Here is a 17,718-nt window from a genome sequence, read left to right on the forward strand (position 1 = left end):
AAAGCTGTACTCAAGCGATGATGTTCATCGCTTAGATTTAAAACAGTAATGTTTAAGTGTTTACGACTTTATTTTAGAATTTTCCATTGACCATTTTTCACAATGATCATTTCACGGCCTCGCTTATCAAATCCACTATGATCAGCGCGGTTCATGTTATATACACCTTGAGTTCCAGGAAGTTCTTTGGTGTTCTCTAAGGCATCACGTAAAGCTAAACGAAATTCTGCTGTGCCTGGTTTGGCCTTGGTTAATGCGATTGGCACTGCTTTTTGCAGTAATAATCCAGCATCATAAACATTGGCACCAAATGTTGCAGGGACCTGTTTATATTTTGCTTGATAATCTTGGATATACTTTTTGGCAATTGCTTTAGATGGGTGACTGTTTGGAACCTCATCAATCACCAACATTAAGCTGGCAGCTAAAATTGTATTATCTACTTTTTTCCCACCCATAGTTAAAAATTGATTCAGTGCAGCACCATGGGTTTGATACACTTGTCCACGATAACCACGATCATACAGTGCGACTTGTGGCGTTACGGCTGAACTTCCAGGTGCTGCGATTAAAACCGCTTGTGGCTTTTTACTGATTATTTTTAATGCTTGTCCGGTCAAAGAGGTATCTTGTCGTTGAAAAGACTCACTCGCAACAATACTAATGCCATTCTTTTTCGCCAATACACCGACCACTTTCTTCCAGTTTTCACCATACGGATCTGCGGTACCAATAAAACCAAGGGTTTTGATATGACGCTTTACCATGTTTTGGATTAATGCTTCAGCGATAATTTCATCATTCTGAGTGGTTTTAAAGACCCATTTACGTTGTTCATTCATTGGCATTACAATCGACGATGTACCGACTGGCGCCAGTAATGGCACTTTAGCATTGGCAATGGTGCCAATAACAGCCATCGCATTCGGTGATCCAGAAGGACCAATGATTGCATCAACCTTATGCTCTTTAATCAGTTTTTCTACCGCTTTTACAGATGCAGTCGGATCACTTGCATCATCCAATGAAATATAACGAACTGTTTCATTTCCCATTTTTTGAGGGAGTAAAGCAATGGTATTTTTTTGTGGGATACCCACCATGGCAACAGGTCCAGAGGATGAAGTCACCACACCAATTTTAATTTCAGCACTTACTAAGCCACTGATTGCTAACAAGCTTAATCCAATAAGCGTTTGATTAATTTTCATATTTTTCTCCAACTTCATGTTCCATATGAATGAATGGTGATTTAAAATTTATAGGTATAACTGGTAATAATACGATTTTCGTTAAAATCAGTGCCTGAGGTATTTCCTGCACCATATTTTGTTGTGGTACGAATATGACGCCACTCTAAGCCTAAGCCTTTTAACATGCCTTCAGGTACGACATATCCTAAAATCAAATTGGCTTCAGTTTCAGTATTGTCTTTAAAATTTGGTCTTGAAATTTTAGAACCATGTAAATAACGTGCAGTTGCTCTAAATCCTGGTAAACCAATATCCTTAAAATCATAAGAATAGAGTGCATGCCAAGTGAGTTCATTGGGTTTGATAAAACCGAGTAAAGACCAAGTTTGTAAATAAGGCTGTGGTGCATAGCCTGCTAAAGTTGGAAACATACTATCGCCATTATTTTTTTGCACTCCGGCAGTCAGTGTATGTGCACCATTTAACAGCGTCACTTGCCCACCTAAACTATCACTATCAATTTTTCCATAATAAGCATCTCCTGCTTCAGAGTTATTGAAATAACGTGCATCAAATTTTAGCTTTGAAGGGCCAAGATTAAGGCTATAGGCTAAATTCAGATAGTGCTGTTGATAAATATCTTCCAACTGTGCATACCAGTACGATCCACTCAAGTTGGGTTTGAAATTGTAATCAAAACCGATATAGTTCAGACCATCACTTTCATAACGGGGTACATTGGCTGCAACAGAAAGACTTAATTTTTCATAACGATCATCATTACGTGCATTAATCCGTGTAATTCGACCCGCAGAAAATTTTAGATTCTTAATTGCCTTACTTTCAAAAGCAAGCCCCTCATAGGTGGTCACCAATTGACGAGAGTCATCAATATAGACCACAGGCGTACGAGGCAGTAATTCACCGATACGTAATTCCGAGTCTTTATATTTAAATTTAAGGGTTGCACCAAATTTAGTATAATCTCGATCCTGTCGCCCCTTATTGCTATTAAATGGCAATACCGTATCTGGACGTTCATCATTATGATCGGATAAACGTAAGGCATATTGTACGCCAGCGTCCAGTCCAACCTGTAAAGGGGTATCGGTATATCCTGAATTAAAACGTAATGTCACCCCTTGTGACCAACTGCCAAGATTTGGATTGGGTGAATCCTTAAAATCTCGCTCTAAATAAAAATTTCTTAAATATACGCTGGTTTCACTATTTTCAATAAATCCAGCAATGGCAACCTCACTACCACATAAGCCAATGAGTACACATACTGAATAGGTTTTGATTAACCCTTTTTTCATCATTATTTTCATAGAATATCCATTTTCTAAAAAACTCATCTATAAACCATCCATGAGCTTAAAAGCCTTTTTTCGCTCGATTTGGCTATAGATCTGTATTCTGACAACGACACATCATGAGTCTAATCGACAGAATATAAACTAATATTCCAAAATTCCATTTATTTTTCAACTTCATTTTAAGTATATTTGTATACTCATTACAAATAGTTAATAAATATCAAAAACTTAAGAATTAAAAGAAAATTTAGATAGATCAGCTAAATTTAAAATAATCATGAACTAAATATCACCAACATCATTAAAACAGTGATTGAAGTCCGATTATTTATCCAACTCAAACGACATGATGATTTAGTTTGACCCTATTCATCTATTTGTTTGATGCAATTCCTGCCACATCTCTTAAAATTTTAATAAAGGTTTCTTGTTCCTGTGCAGAATATTTTTTAAACACCTCATTTTGATGACAATCTGCAATTTCAAATAAATAATGTGCTGTTTTTTTTCCTTGCTCAGTCAGTTGATAAAATCCATTTTTTTCAATCAATAAACCATCTTTTTCTAAAATGGATGCTGCTTGTTCAACCTGATGCATTGGCATTGCAATATCACGTGGTAAATCCGCTTTTTGAGAGGCGGTACCACTACCAAGAACCAACAATAAACGTGCTTCACTGGTCCGAAAACCCGTTACTAATTGTTTAGGAATGTAGTCCGTTTGATAAAATTTAAATGCCCTGCTCATCAGATAACAGACGTTATTCTGTAAATGGCCATGATGCATGTCATCCATACTTTGCTCAGTTGTGGCCTGATCTTTGACTTGTAATAATGGATGTTGAATAACAGCAGAATATGCACCTTGGTGATATACCAAAGGGCTACGTCCTTCATCGTGAAAATCAACCACCTTACCAATAATAATCCAATGATCGCCCCCCTCTAGCACCTGATAGCGTTCGCACTCAAAGATAGCCGAACATTGTTCTAAAACAGGTGCCTTACCTGCACCCTCACGATAACGTGTACCTTCATATTTATCGGCATTACGGCGTGCAAACTTATTCGACAGTTCAATTTGCGAACCAGACAAGACATTAACTGTAAAGTGCGATGCCTGTTGAAAAACTGGAAAACTCGATGAATTCTTATCAATACTCCAAAGAATCAAAGGAGGATCTAAAGAAACGGAGTTAAAACTGTTTGCTGTTACCCCGACTTTTTCACCCGAAGCATTTTGTGCAGTCATAATCGTCACGCCAGTCGCAAAATTACCCAAAGCACGTCTAAATTTGATTGGATCAATCGCGATATCATCCATGGCTTTTAATGTATTCATTTTTTTCTCCTCATTTTTTCACGTTCTTTCTCAATCATAATTCTGATGTTATGATTTAAATATCGAGAATTAAACAACTCGATTTAGCACGTGAACAACACACTAAGATTTGTTCATTACTGGCCTTTTCTTCATCAGTAAAATAAACATCGCGATGATCAATCTCACCTTCGATCACATCACACATACAGGTACCACAGACACCTTGCTCGCAAGACATTTCAATCTCAATCCCCTCACGTGCCAGTGCTTGTAAAATTGTTTCGTCATGATGTACCGTAATTCTTTTATCACTACGTGCTGCAACCACCTCGAAACAATCACCACTGGTATCAATATCAAGTTGAAAATATTCTTGATGAATTTGTGAGGCTGGAAAATGTTGGGCTGTGGCTAAATTGACAATCCAGTCCATAAACCCTTGAGGTCCACAGGTATAAATATGACTCTGTGCATCAAGATGCTGTATTGCTGACTGAAAAAATTCACGATGATTCGCACCTTGTGATTTAAAATGAAATACTGTCGATGATGCAAATATACTATTTTGGATTTCATCAATGAATGCACAGTGCTCAGGACTTGAACCACAATAATGTAGCTCAAAAGAAGCTCCCTGTGCGGCCAATTGATAGGCCATAGTAATCAAAGGTGTAATACCAATACCACCACCAATTAAAACAGTATGCTGAGCAGGCAATAACGGAAATAAATTTTTTGGCGCACTAACTTGAAGCTGTGTCCCTACCGTTAAATCATGAAAAGCAGCGATAGAACCGCCTCTTGATTCAGGATCACGTAAAACTCCTAAACGAAAAACGCCCTTTTGACTTGGATTTTGACACAAGGAATATTGACGGACCATGCCATTGGGTAAATAAACATCAATATGTGCACCCGCTTCAACTTGAGGTAATGGCAATGTATTGCTGGACTCAAATTCAATAATGGCAATATTTTCACCTTCAACATGGCGTTTTTTAACAATCACATCATAATGTGTGGTCATAATGATCCCCTTTGATTATACGCAAAGCAGTCTGCTTAACGCATAAACAATCCTCCATTGATATCCCATGTCGCACCAGTCACAAAACTTGCATTCGGGCTCGCCAATAATGCACAAGTTTCTGCAATAAATTCCATACTTCCCAATGACTTAACAGGAATATTATCAATAAATTGTCTCATTCTTTCTTCAGATACCACTCGATGTACAATTACAGACTCCATCGGCCCTGGCGCAATTGCATTCACCGTAACCCCTTGAGCTGCAAATTCTTTGGCAAAAATTTTCGTTAAGGTAATGATGGCACCTTTCGTTGCAGCATAATGTGCACCTGTAGCCGTTCCACCATTTTGTCCTGCCAATGAAGCAATATTAATGATTCGTCCATATCCTTGCTGGGCCATATACTGCCCGATAATTTGACATGCTTGGAAAGTTCCACGTTGATTCACCTGTGTGACATGATCAAATTCTGCTGCACTAATATCTAAAACAGCTGTCGCTTGCGTCACTGTGGCATTATTAATTAATACATCTAATTGACTAAATTTTTGCTCAATCCATTGTCGTGCAGCATGAAAATCTGCTGGTTGTGAAATATCCAGTTTTAAAGGAAACAGGTGATCTGCATAAGCACTTTGTGCTTTAGCTTGTTCAGCTTTTTCTAATGTACTTGCAGATAAAATCACCTGATGACCTTGACTGGCAAAATATTCAGCAATGACTAAACCCAAACCCGATGCAGCACCAGTCACCAAAACAATCTGTTGCATATATGACTCCTAAAGAATATAACTGATCCCAGCCAAGGTATCGGTAGAATTAATTAAATTAATAATTTTGCGTTGAATTTTAAATCCAGTTTCAGTATCACGAACCAGATGGAATGTAATATCGGCACTATAATGCTTTAAATTTTCCTTACGAAATTCACGTAAATTTTGTGCACAGCGTAATACGATTTCACCGTCACAATCTTGAAGAATACGGATACGAGAAACACTGCGCACCGTATGTGCACGAGGAGAAGTTGAAATTGCTTCTCCATTCTCGAGACGTTCAACCCGTAATTGACGCATATGATGGTTGTCATAGGCATAGTTCAAATGATTTTCATAATCCGTGAGGCTTGGATCAATCGGAATAATATATAGTCCAGCTTCATCCCATAACTTTAACCAACTTTCATGCTCAGCATGATCCAACATATCCGCTTCAGCCCAAATAAATGCCGTCACTTGGTTAAATAAATTTAAATCAATATTCATTGCTCTCTCCTTAAGCCGTCATTAACTTTTTCCATTGCTGATATGCAGCACGCATCCCTGTTTCTGCACTGACATCACTTTTTAAACCATCTGCAGTTTTCACTTCACCTGCTAAACCACGATTGAGCATGATCCATAAGTCATTTCCTGCTTGAGCACCATGTTGCACACGTTCCCAAGCTTCTGCATCATCTGGCGTACCAAAACCAAATGGTCCTTGAAAATGTTCATGTAAACGTAAGCGATACTGATTGGCAATTTGTGGACCACCATCCATCGTAATCACGGCATGATGAATTTCAGTTTCATCAACTGAAACGGGTTGCATCACACGGAAAAAAGCCATTGAACATGCAATATTTGGAAATAAATTTAAATTAAAGCCAGATCCTCCTACTGCACGAACAATACGGCGCACAGCAAGCTCTTCATGCCCCTCATCACGTAAGGCCTGAGCTAAATCCTCAAAACGTTCTTGAATTGGACGCTCCATTAAATCTTCTTCTAAATCGACCAATTCAGGAATCATCACCATCACACTATGACCATGACCGAGATCTTCTACATAGCCCGGCTGAGTTTCAAAATTAAATAAGGCTTCTGTTTTTTCATCGACTGAACTTAAAAAGGATTTATGTACCAGAGGAAAATGATAGGCATCTGTGGTATTTTCGAGTTGGATTTTCCAATTGCCTGGGAATTTAAAACGATGCTCGCCCAATACTTTAATTGGATAACCAGCACCTTGTTTCATAAATAGATCAATCCATTTTTTTGCAGGTCCCAAGAAGTCAACTAGAGGCTCGATATCGTCTTTAAATGTGGCAAAAATCATACCGTTATATTCTTCAACGCGTAGGCTAACCAAAGGAAATTCGGCTTTATCCAAACATTCTGCATAACTGCCTGGAGATGGAACACCTCGTAAACTTCCATCTAAGGCATAACTCCAACCATGATATGGGCAAACAAAACTATTGGTTTTACCTTTTTTATGTTCACACACTGTGGCAGCACGATGACGACAACGATTCAGCAATACATGCAGATTTTTTTTACGATCACGAACCACAATCACAGGTTGTTGGCCAATGTTGATGGTTTTATAGCTACCTGCATCAGGAATTTCACTGCTATGAGCAACCCATACCCAGGTGCTATAATAAATTTTTTCCATTTCATCTTGAAAAATTTGTGCATCTTTATATAAAGAGGTGTGAACTCTATCGCTTTGCACCAGTTCATTATAATTAATATCAATATTTTGCATTGGAATACGACTATTCATTTCCATTATCCTTATTCAATTGTCCTTGGGTTATTTTTGCGTGGGTACGGGTAATTCTGCGTCACTATTCCAATGAGATATTGGACGACTAAAAATATTTTCAGTTTGAAAATGCTTGATTTTCCATACGCCATCGGGCTGTTGTTGAAACTTCACGGTTAATTGCGCTGCATTTAAATGACTACGTCCATCCATAAAGGTTGAAGTCTGTAACATAAGCCACGATGCAGTCGCTTGTGTATCATCAACATCAATTTGCTCGGAGCTTAAAAAATGTGCATTCATGACAAAATGTGCGTGCTGGTGGGTATAACTTTTAAACATGGCATAAATCTCGTCATAACCACGATAACAGCCAAAAGCTTTTTGATATTTCTCACCAATACCTTCCCATATACTGTCAAGATCAAATAAATCCATCAGCTCATTTAAAGGCGTATGTGAATTTAAATGATCGCAAATCTGCATATAACGATGTATACAGGCCCGAATTGCAACTTGAGCTTCTAATGCAGCCAAGCGTTTTAATACAGTGGAAAAATCCGTTTCAACTTGCATAGTTATTCCCTGCTTATGATTGAAACACGTTATAAATAACCAGGTGCTGGTTTTAAACCAAAGCTGACCAAACCTGCATTTTGTAAAGTTGCATCGCCCATGAATGCATGTTGAGTGACGACATTGGTATCATTCACAAAACGGCTAAATATATTATTGGTATAAATTGCAGTCATGCCGGCTAACATTTGCATCTTGCGTGCCACTTGCGCAGCCACACGCACTGCATGTGTACAAGACAAACGCATATCACTAATTTGCGCTTCTGTTGGCTTACGATCCGCAATAATTTCATGCCATACTGTATCCATGGTTTGGTAAAACCAAGTCCGTGCTGCCTTAAACTCAGCCTCAGCTTGTGCAAATTCATATTGGGTTACAGGACGGCTGGCAATTTCTGCACCGCCTGTAATCGATGATTTTGCTGGGGCGAGTTGACGAAATTCTTCCAAAGCAGCAGCAGCCACACCAATTCCAACCACAGCCAAGACCTGTGTTGCCAGTGATAATGCGGGATATCTAAAGAAAGGCTCAGGCAATTTTGATGCCTCACCACGTACAAAAATCCACTCTTTAGCCACCAATACGTTGTCTACAATTAAATCGTGACTACCAGTACCTTTTAAACCCACAGTATCCCAGGTCATTTCAATCTTCACTTGATTGGCAGGGATCACTGCCATGCAAGGTAAGCCCTTTGATTGATGATCTTTTTGTGGAGAAATTCCAACACCCACAACATCGGCTCCCAAGCAACCACTGGAAAATTTCCAGCGTCCTTTGACGATAACGCCTTGATCGGTAATATCCGCAGGTTGTGGTGGAAAAATCCCCCCTGCAAAAACAATATCAGGAGATTTTTGATATAACTGAGCTAATGTTGCCTCTGGTAAGCCCCCTAAATAGGCTGGGCTCATACCAAAACTAGCCACCCATCCCACTGAGCCATCAGCCATGGAAAGTCTTTCAATCAAATGACAAAATTCACGTGGTGATATCTCATTGCCACCAAAACGTTTGGGAACAAGTGCACGATAAACACCAATCTGTTTTAATTTGGCAATGATATCTTGACTGACATAGGCTTGATCATCAAACTCTCCACGACATGCACGCTCACGAATTTCTTGGCATAAATGCTCTAAAGTAAGAGAATTATCCATCACACACTCCTGTGTATATTTATTCATCACTCATCAACTCCTTATGACTTGCTGCTGCCTGTACAATAAATTGAGCAATGGCACATAGCTTTTCATCTGCATAATGAGATGCAATAATTTGTAAACCAACTGGTAAATTTTGTTGGCTTATCAAAGGGATTGAGATCGCAGGATGACCTGATAAATTAAATGGTCGCACCAGCTTGGTTAAATTTAATAAACCAGCATCTTGTTTGGCATCGACCAGCTTGGGTGGTGTCTGTGCTAAAGTTGGCAATACCAAGGCATCATACTCTGCCAATAATGCATCTATTTCTTGGCTAAATTTAAGTTTAATACGCTGTGCCTGTTCGACTTGTTGCTGCGTAGTTTCGGCTGCAGCCAATAAGCGTGTGTTGACATCTACACCCACAAGACCAGTTTGAGTCAAAGCATGATAGGCTTGCCAGTTTTCAAAATTAATCATATGCATTCCGGCCTCAAATGCATCATCAAAAAATATCACATCAACACAGTCTGGTTGTAATCCGGCTTGTGTTAAATAATCCATAATCGTCTGATAAACTTCTTCTGTTGCACTGACAGCCAAGTATGCCAACTTAGGTGCTTGCGTGATTGCTGCTGCGATAACAAAACTTGGATCAATAATTTGCATTGCCGTTTCAATCATCTCAACTGAATTGGCCAATGGACCCACGCAATCTAAAGAACTATATTGCGGATGAATACCACAACGACTGATACGATCAAAGGTTGGTTTTAAACCAAACACACCACAACATGCTGCTGGCATACGAATGGAACCACCGGTATCTGTTCCTAAAGTAAAATCAGCCAATTGTGCCGCAACTGCAGCAGCTGAACCACTTGAAGAACCACCCGGAATCAATTGTGGATATTTGGGATTGATGGCCGTACCAAACGCATCATTAATTCCAGTAATACCAAATGCCAATTCATGCAAATTAGTTTTGGCCGTAATTTGACAGTCTGCCGCCAAAATACGTTCTACCACCGTGGCATTTTTTGCGGCTGGTATGGTATTTTCCATTGCCTTACTGGCCAATGTCGTTTTAAATCCTTGAATATCGATTGAATCCTTGATCATCACATTGAGTCTTCCTGACCCAATCTGCAGATCTTGCGTAATAATATTCATTCACTTTTCCATGTATTTTTATTTCTAATTACAATATTAGGACAAGTTAGCGCTTTGTCAAGTTTTTTATGGCATTAAAATAATATTTTTTTTTGTATAATGCGCCTCATCTTCATTAATTATACTGCGATCATGCTAACTCATTTAGAACATTTCTTACCCAATAGCGAGCCAGGGAGTTTACAAAACTATCCCTTTTTCTGGATTTCACAAGTGAATGGAAAATATACACAACTTATTGAAAAATCTATTAAAAAACTAGGTATAGACAATACTCGACGTAAAATTATTTTAAGTACAAATGCACTTAGAGAAGCCAGTATTACTGATATTGCCAACTTATCCACCATCAAACTGACCACCGCAACCAAAGCGATTTACCGTCTAGTTGAAGATGATATTGTTGAGGTATTTTCTTCAGTATCAGATGAACGTATTTCAATGGTCAAGCTGACAGATAAAGGATTATTACTGGTTGAACAAATCAATCAAATTTGCTCTGTGACACTTTCTGGGATCTTAAATTCATTTAATGATGAAGAATTAATACAACTCAATGCACAAATGAAGAAACTATTTAACCTTATGCCTTCCAATTAAAATCAGTAGCATCATTCATATTCATAGACCATAAGCAAAAATAACTCATTCATAATTGAGTTATTTTTACTTCCAATTCATTCAGCATCCTAAAATATTTCAATAATTATATTGAATTTTACATGTAATTTTGATTTATTATGGTATTTTGATTAATCATTCAAGGATGTAAACCATGGCACTTTCGGCTGAAAAAGCACTCAATAGTATTCATACGATGCATGTACTCATCGAAAAAATTTTTACTGGTACACATGTAGCAGAAGATCTGGCTTTATTATCTGCACATTTTTCTACAGATTTCACCATGATTGGTGCAGCCGGTAAATGCTTAACATTAGAACAAGTACAACAGTTATTTATCCAAAATCAAGCCAAAATGCCCGATATTAAAATTGAAATCTACGATGAAAAAATTATATTACAACAAGACAATGCAATTGTTTTAACTTATACCGAAAAACATAGCAAAAGCACTGGTACATTAATTCGTCATTCTTGTGCTTTAATTGAAGAAATTGATGGAAAAATGCAGTGGCGTTATTTACAGGAAACATTTTTAGCTTAAAGCTTAGCTTCTGATCATCCAATAACAGCAATTGATGGATAGTGAAAATCGCTAAGACCGCAGTGGATTTTCTATAGTATTGCGCTATTTTTTAGATCAAAACCACGGCTATACTCAATCTGTTGCTTGCTCGGTATAGCTTTATAGTGTGATTATTCATCATGAGATGGATGCAAATAGCATAAAAAAATACCCCTTAAAAACACATATAGAATATCTGTTTTAAGAGGTATTACACTCAAATTTAGTGCTGATCACTACGCCAATCATGTATTGACGTAGTCAGTCTTCGCTTAAGCTGAAAGACTTTCCAATGCTTGATTCAGTGTAGCGCTCGGACGCATAACCGCATTTACCTTAACAGGATCGATAGCGTAATAACCACCAATTTCAACTGCCTGACCTTGCACCTGCTCTAATTCAGCAATAATTTTTTGCTCATTTTCAGCCAAGGTTTTTGCCAATACAGTAAATTTAGCTTTAAGTTCAGCATCTTCATCTTGTGCTGCAAGTGCTTCTGCCCAATATAACGCTAAATAGAAGTGGCTACCACGGTTATCCAGCTCACCTGTACGGCGTGATGGTGACTTATTATTGTCTAATAACATACCTGTTGCCTGATCAAGTGTCTTGGCAAGCAATTTTGCACGTGCGTTATTTTCTTTAATGCCCAATTCTTCTAAAGAAACGGCTAATGCAAGAAACTCACCTAAAGAATCCCAACGTAAGTGGTTTTCTTCAACCAATTGTTGTACGTGTTTAGGTGCTGAACCGCCTGCACCCGTTTCGTACATACCGCCACCTGCCATTAATGGCACAATAGACAGCATTTTAGCTGAAGTACCCAATTCCATAATTGGGAATAAATCTGTTAAGTAATCACGTAAAATATTACCCGTTACAGAAATGGTATCAAGACCACGAGCAACACGCTCAAGCGTATAACGCATTGCACGAACTTGTGACATGATATGAATATCAAGACCTGTAGTGTCATAATCTTTCAAGTATTTTTCTACTTTCTTGATTAATTCATTTTCATGCGGGCGGTATGGGTCTAACCAGAAGATTGCTGGCATACCAGAATTACGCGCACGTGTTACCGCCAACTTAACCCAATCACGAATTGGTGCATCTTTTACCTGACACATACGCCAGATATCGCCCGCTTCAACATTTTGTGACATTAATACTTCACCAGTATCAAGATCAGTAATATTGGCAATACCTGCTTCAGGAATTTCAAAGGTTTTATCGTGTGAACCGTATTCTTCTGCTTTTTGTGCCATTAAGCCAACGTTTGGTACTGTACCCATTGTGCGTGGATCAAAGTTACCATTCCATTTACAGAAATTAATCATTTCTTGATAAATACGTGCAAATGTTGATTCAGGCATCACTGCTTTACAATCATACTGCTTGCCATCAGCACCCCACATTTTACCACCACCACGAATCATTGCTGGCATTGATGCATCAACAATAATATCATTAGGTGAATGGAAGTTGGTGATTCCTTTAGCAGAATCAACCATAGCTAATGCAGGACGATGTTCTTGGCAAGCATGTAAATCACGGATAATTTCATCACGTTGTGATTCAGGTAAAGTTTCAATTTTTTCATAAAGCACTGACATACCGTTATTCACGTTAATGCCAAGCTCATCAAATAATTTTCCGTGTTTCTCAAAAGCATCTTTATAATAAATTTTCACACAGTGACCAAATACGATCGGGTGTGAAACCTTCATCATCGTTGCTTTAACATGTAATGAGAATAAAATGCCTGCTTCACGACAATCTTCAAGCTCTTTTTCATAAAAATCGCAAAGCGCTTTTTTACTCATAAACATCGAATCAATGATTTCACCGTCTTGTAAAGCTACTTTTGGCTTAAGCACCAGTGTTTTACCACTGTTTGTGATTAATTCCATTTTAACATTACGAGCACGATCAAGAGTCATTGATTTCTCACCATGATAGAAGTCGCCTTCTTGCATATGAGAAACATGGGTTTGTGACCATTGTTTCCATTCACTCATCGAGTGTGGATGTTTTTTCGCATAATTTTTTACAGCAGCAGGCGCACGACGATCAGAGTTACCTTCACGTAATACTGGGTTTACAGCAGAACCTAAACATTTGCTATAACGTTGCTTGATCGACTTTTCTTCTTCAGTCGTTGGATTTTCAGGATAGTCAGGAAGTGCATAACCTTTCGCTTGAAGCTCTTTGATACATGCCATTAACTGACCAACAGATGCACTAATATTAGGGAGTTTAATGATATTAGTTTCTGGATCTTGTGTGAGACGACCTAGCTCAGCGAGGTTGTCAGGCACCTTCTGCTCGTCGCTTAGGTAGTCTGTAAATTCTGCGAGCACACGTGCAGCAACTGAGATGTCTGTTTTAACAATCTCAACGCCAGCCGGCTTAGTAAAGGTCTCAATGATCGGCAGTAGAGAATAAGTCGCCAACAATGGCGCCTCATCGGTCAGTGTATAAATGATTTTTGACTTTCCACCAGCCATATATAGCCCCTTGCTTTGAATTGAGTTTTAAGAGCCGAGCTTATGACTCAGCTCCAGAGAACCAGTTTGCTTAAATAAAACGTTGAGAGTATCGTTCTTCCTCTCATTTCAGTCAACGAAATATCTTTTCATCTTGTGGTTTTGACTAATATTCATACATATTAACACAAGTTAAGCCAATAATTTTCGCACCAAGATCAGATCACACAATTGACAACAATAATTGTCCTCGATGGCAAACTGGCTCAATTTAAGTTTTACTACATAAGTATATCTAAACTCGCTGTAAGATGTATTTTAAATCAATATATGCAATATCATAAGGATAAATATACCTTTTCTTGTTTAGAATTTAATTTTATTAATGATCAATCATCAAGAATATATCACTTGAATAACATTCAGCATTTTTAACGATGGACGATCATTAAGATAAAATATATAAATGGACCCTTATTGTGATTAAAATCACTCAGTTTCACTGGTCAAAGATACTAAAATACGACAATTATAAACAGATATATACAGATTATTTTGAGCATGATTCTCAATAATTACTCAGTATATTTATCATAAAAACAACACTAAAATCATAAATCATGATCAGACTATGCCTAGGCAGAAAAATTGTTATATATCACCTTATAATGGCTAATATTGACTTAAAATATATCAATTATAATCTCTAGCACAATAAATAATAATTCTTCAAATAATCTAAAATAATCATACAATTAGAATAATACATCCTATATCATTTCACTTCATAATACAGTATTGTTCATTTAATGTTTAATCGAGAATAATAGATGAACAAAAATAATGGATTTTTAAATAATACTCAAAAACTCAATCAGCTTTTACTGAGTCGATTTAACTGGTTTACCAATAAAGCCGATGATCATGAAATTATACGTCGCATATCCGATAACGTCAGTCTGTCAGGCTCAACCCCTTGGATCTTAATTTTTGCCATTTTAACGGCCTCTATTGGTTTAAATATTAACTCTCCAGCCGTCATTATTGGTGCCATGTTAATTTCACCACTGATGGGTCCGATTATGGGTGCGGGTCTGGGAGTGGCAATTTATGACTTTAGTATGTTTAAACATGCTTTATTAAATTTGGTGATGGCCACTATTATTAGTTTATTAGTGTCAACATTATATTTTGTCATTTCACCCTTACATGAAGCACAGTCTGAATTGTTATCACGTATTTCCCCGTCTATTTGGGATGTACTGATTGCCTTATTTGGGGGCTTTGCCGGTATTATTGGTATTTCTCGTAAAGAAACATCAAATGTCATTCCTGGCGTTGCCATTGCAACAGCTTTAATGCCACCTGTATGTACCGCAGGTTTTGGGATCGCTACGGGACAATGGAATTTTGTGGTTGGTGCCTTATATTTATATGCCATTAATTGTGTTTTTATTTGCTTATCTACGATTATTGGTATTCGTATTTTACGGCTTAAACGAGTAGATTTCGCCAATCCACAATTGGAAAAAAAAGTTAAAATCAGTCTGTTTGTCATCACTATTGCAACCGCAATTCCCAGTGCTTATTTAACGGTCAATCTAGTCAGAAATGAAATTTTTACCTCAACGGTCACTCAATTTGTCTATGATGAGTTTTCTAATGATGATACCCAGATTGCCAACCTTAAAATTAATGCCAATACACGCACTGTCGATATTGCACTGATTGGTGCCTACGTTACGCCAGAACAACTCAACCAAATCAAATCCAAGCTGATTTTATCTAAACTTGAAAATACCAAAATATTGGTTCATCAGACCAATAACAATAATATGGATATCTCTGCTTTAAAGTCAGGCTTACTCAATGACTTATATTTTAATACACAAGCCACGTTACAACAAAAAGACCAAGAGATTCAAAAGTTACAAAATCAAATCTTAACTGAAAATGCGTTGCTTAACGATGCAGATGAAATTTTTGAAGAACTTAAAGTACAGTATCCAAGCATCGTTTCTGTTTTTATTGGCCAAGGTGTTCATGTTGCATCAGATGACAATAAAGAAAAACTGATTGAACTCAATATTTACAGTCAAAAAAACCTACATGCGGCAGATAAAACCAGAATTGAAAACTGGTTTAAAGTTAGAGCAAAACCCAATAATGTGATGATTAACTTTTTATTGCGTCCATAATTTTTCTATTGAACCATCCACCAGTACAACTCAAACTCATCCAAGGTCAATTCGCATTTATAGCGAATTGACCTATCGAAAGCAAAAAATTAAAGTCGCTGATCAACAAACTCAAGTACGATCCTTTGCATCACCGGTATCATACTGATTTAGCTAGATACAATTAAAAATTTACTTTCACACTGAGCCCTGCTACCCAAGCATTATCCACTGCTTTAACTCCAGCAGGTTGATAAATATACTGTAAATTTGGTCTCAGCATTAAAGCGGGTGACCATTGGTAAGTATAGTTGAGTTCAATATTAAGTTCATCGTGCTGAATCGGTACATAATCACTGGCAGTAGCATTATAACTGTAATAACCACGACTTTCATTGATGGCAATTTGACGATCCGTCAAACGGTGATTGACAACATAATTGGCAAAACCCAAACCAATTGAATCATTAGGACGATGATCAAATGGGCCTTTATACCAGAATGCCAATTGCTGGGTACTCTCTACTGCTGTGGTCTTACGATCATTAACAACAGCATTGACTGTCATATATAAACCACGCTGAGGATCATCACCTTGCTGTGTAAGTTGTTGCTGTGCATTAAACCAGAAACTATGTTTACTCTCCTGTATTTCATCACTTTGCACATCTTTGGCATCAGCTGTTGAATATAATCCACCGAACTTATATTCTCCCGGTAAATGATTAAATATTGCCAATTTAGGTTTCCACGCCAACTCTACTGGAATCGTTGCACCATCGACATGATTCATATCAAGATTAAATCCATCACGATTAGAATCGGTTTTAATATTGTCAGGATTGACTTCATAAACACCAATACCGAATGACCAATCCGGTGCAAAGTTATATTTAAGATTGGTTCCCCATATACCTACAGGTGAGTTATACCAAATAGAACCGATGGATTTACCAAGTTGGCCGCCACAGAGCAACAGGTTCTGAAACTCACATTGCGAACTATTAAAGTCTTCAGACATCCCCATTCGACCAATCTTAAATTGTAGTCGGTTATCATTAAATCCCGTCTTGATCCAAGCTTGGCTTAAACGCCAAATATTACCACGACCATAAATTTCTTGGCTGTTACCCAATGCACTCACACGTGGATCTTTAATACGATCTAGCGTTAAAGCAGTACCATCACGTTTAGTTACCGTAATTGCTGCTGTGGTATTTTTCCAATTGGCAATTTTATTTAAATCAAAGTTCATCCCCAAAGTAAGTTGGGCTGCATTGGCAACATGTCTATCATGATCATAGCCACCCGCTAAATTGGTTGCCGTCTCATTCATGATTGAAGCTGTAAATTTATAGCCTTGATCCTCTAAATCTTTTCGCTTACCCTGCCAATCCCCTAACAACCATTGACGATCTACAGAATAAAACGTATTTGCTGTCGCCAATTGACAACTTAAGGTACTCAACGCGACTAAACCTAATGTTAAACTCGCTTGTTTCAATCCAGTTTTTTGCATTCTCAAATATCCTTTTTTGTTTACACTCTCGTGATATGAGCTTTC

Annotated in this window: 15 protein-coding genes; 3 read left to right on the forward strand and 12 right to left on the reverse strand. The window is 37.7% G+C overall.

The genetic code is table 11. The features are described from left to right. Positions 1–68 precede the first annotated feature (68 nt). The 10 genes from QSG86_RS14390 to QSG86_RS14435 all read right to left on the reverse strand — a co-directional run bounded on the left by QSG86_RS14390 (position 69) and on the right by QSG86_RS14435 (position 10,299). Positions 69–1,211, reverse strand: coding sequence for an ABC transporter substrate-binding protein (locus QSG86_RS14390; RefSeq protein WP_317032128.1), 1,143 nt, complete (start codon positions 1,209–1,211; stop codon positions 69–71). 41 nt (positions 1,212–1,252) lie between these two features. Beyond that, positions 1,253–2,524 (reverse strand): OprD family outer membrane porin, encoded by a 1,272-nt coding sequence (locus QSG86_RS14395; RefSeq protein ID WP_317032129.1) that lies wholly within the window; start codon positions 2,522–2,524, stop codon positions 1,253–1,255. A 361-nt stretch (positions 2,525–2,885) separates the two neighbouring features. Beyond that, positions 2,886–3,854: a p-hydroxyphenylacetate 3-hydroxylase reductase component gene (locus QSG86_RS14400; RefSeq protein WP_317032130.1), complete on the reverse strand. Its 969-nt coding sequence runs from the start codon at positions 3,852–3,854 to the stop codon at positions 2,886–2,888. A 55-nt stretch (positions 3,855–3,909) separates the two neighbouring features. Then, positions 3,910–4,863: a PDR/VanB family oxidoreductase gene (locus tag QSG86_RS14405; protein WP_317032131.1), complete on the reverse strand. Its 954-nt coding sequence runs from the start codon at positions 4,861–4,863 to the stop codon at positions 3,910–3,912. A 35-nt stretch (positions 4,864–4,898) separates the two neighbouring features. Continuing rightward, positions 4,899–5,636, reverse strand: a complete 738-nt coding sequence (locus QSG86_RS14410) for an SDR family NAD(P)-dependent oxidoreductase (RefSeq protein ID WP_317032132.1) — start codon at positions 5,634–5,636, stop codon at positions 4,899–4,901. Between the two features lie 9 nt (positions 5,637–5,645). Then, positions 5,646–6,131, reverse strand: a complete 486-nt coding sequence (locus QSG86_RS14415) for an aromatic-ring-hydroxylating dioxygenase subunit beta (protein ID WP_317032133.1) — start codon at positions 6,129–6,131, stop codon at positions 5,646–5,648. 10 nt (positions 6,132–6,141) lie between these two features. Beyond that, the gene (locus QSG86_RS14420) at positions 6,142–7,419 is read right to left on the reverse strand and encodes an aromatic ring-hydroxylating dioxygenase subunit alpha (RefSeq protein WP_317032134.1); all 1,278 of its coding nucleotides are present in this window, start codon (positions 7,417–7,419) and stop codon (positions 6,142–6,144) included. Between the two features lie 30 nt (positions 7,420–7,449). After that, entirely contained in the window at positions 7,450–7,977 is a 528-nt protein-coding gene (locus QSG86_RS14425; RefSeq protein WP_317032135.1) for a nuclear transport factor 2 family protein, read from the reverse strand. A 29-nt stretch (positions 7,978–8,006) separates the two neighbouring features. Further along, positions 8,007–9,140 carry an acyl-CoA dehydrogenase family protein gene (locus QSG86_RS14430; RefSeq protein ID WP_317032136.1) on the reverse strand — a complete coding sequence of 378 codons (1,134 nt, stop codon included), beginning with the start codon at positions 9,138–9,140 and terminating at the stop codon, positions 8,007–8,009. Positions 9,141–9,159: 19 nt separating this feature from the next. Continuing rightward, positions 9,160–10,299, reverse strand: coding sequence for an amidase (locus QSG86_RS14435; protein ID WP_317032137.1), 1,140 nt, complete (start codon positions 10,297–10,299; stop codon positions 9,160–9,162). A 132-nt stretch (positions 10,300–10,431) separates the two neighbouring features. Between QSG86_RS14435 and QSG86_RS14440 the strand changes: the two genes are divergently transcribed. Together QSG86_RS14440 and QSG86_RS14445 are read left to right on the forward strand one after the other, a co-directional pair. Continuing rightward, on the forward strand, positions 10,432–10,899 hold the full coding sequence (locus QSG86_RS14440) for a MarR family transcriptional regulator (RefSeq protein WP_317032138.1): 468 nt from the start codon (positions 10,432–10,434) through the stop codon (positions 10,897–10,899). A 175-nt stretch (positions 10,900–11,074) separates the two neighbouring features. Then, complete coding sequence (locus tag QSG86_RS14445) at positions 11,075–11,467, forward strand: DUF4440 domain-containing protein (protein ID WP_317032139.1); 393 nt, start codon at positions 11,075–11,077, stop codon at positions 11,465–11,467. Between the two features lie 293 nt (positions 11,468–11,760). Here QSG86_RS14445 and QSG86_RS14450 read toward each other — a convergent pair whose 3' ends face one another. Then, positions 11,761–13,998, reverse strand: coding sequence for an NADP-dependent isocitrate dehydrogenase (locus tag QSG86_RS14450; protein WP_317032140.1), 2,238 nt, complete (start codon positions 13,996–13,998; stop codon positions 11,761–11,763). Positions 13,999–14,807: 809 nt separating this feature from the next. On the opposite strand from QSG86_RS14450, the gene QSG86_RS14455 reads away from it, so the two are divergent. Continuing rightward, positions 14,808–16,175, forward strand: a complete 1,368-nt coding sequence (locus QSG86_RS14455; RefSeq protein WP_317032141.1) for a TIGR00341 family protein — start codon at positions 14,808–14,810, stop codon at positions 16,173–16,175. Between the two features lie 163 nt (positions 16,176–16,338). Here QSG86_RS14455 and QSG86_RS14460 read toward each other — a convergent pair whose 3' ends face one another. After that, a complete protein-coding gene (locus QSG86_RS14460; RefSeq protein ID WP_317032142.1) occupies positions 16,339–17,673 on the reverse strand; it encodes a carbohydrate porin in 1,335 nt (444 codons plus the stop codon). Positions 17,674–17,718 lie beyond the last annotated feature (45 nt).

It is taken from the genome of Acinetobacter sp. SAAs474 (genome assembly GCF_032823475.1).
Classification (GTDB): domain Bacteria; phylum Pseudomonadota; class Gammaproteobacteria; order Pseudomonadales; family Moraxellaceae; genus Acinetobacter.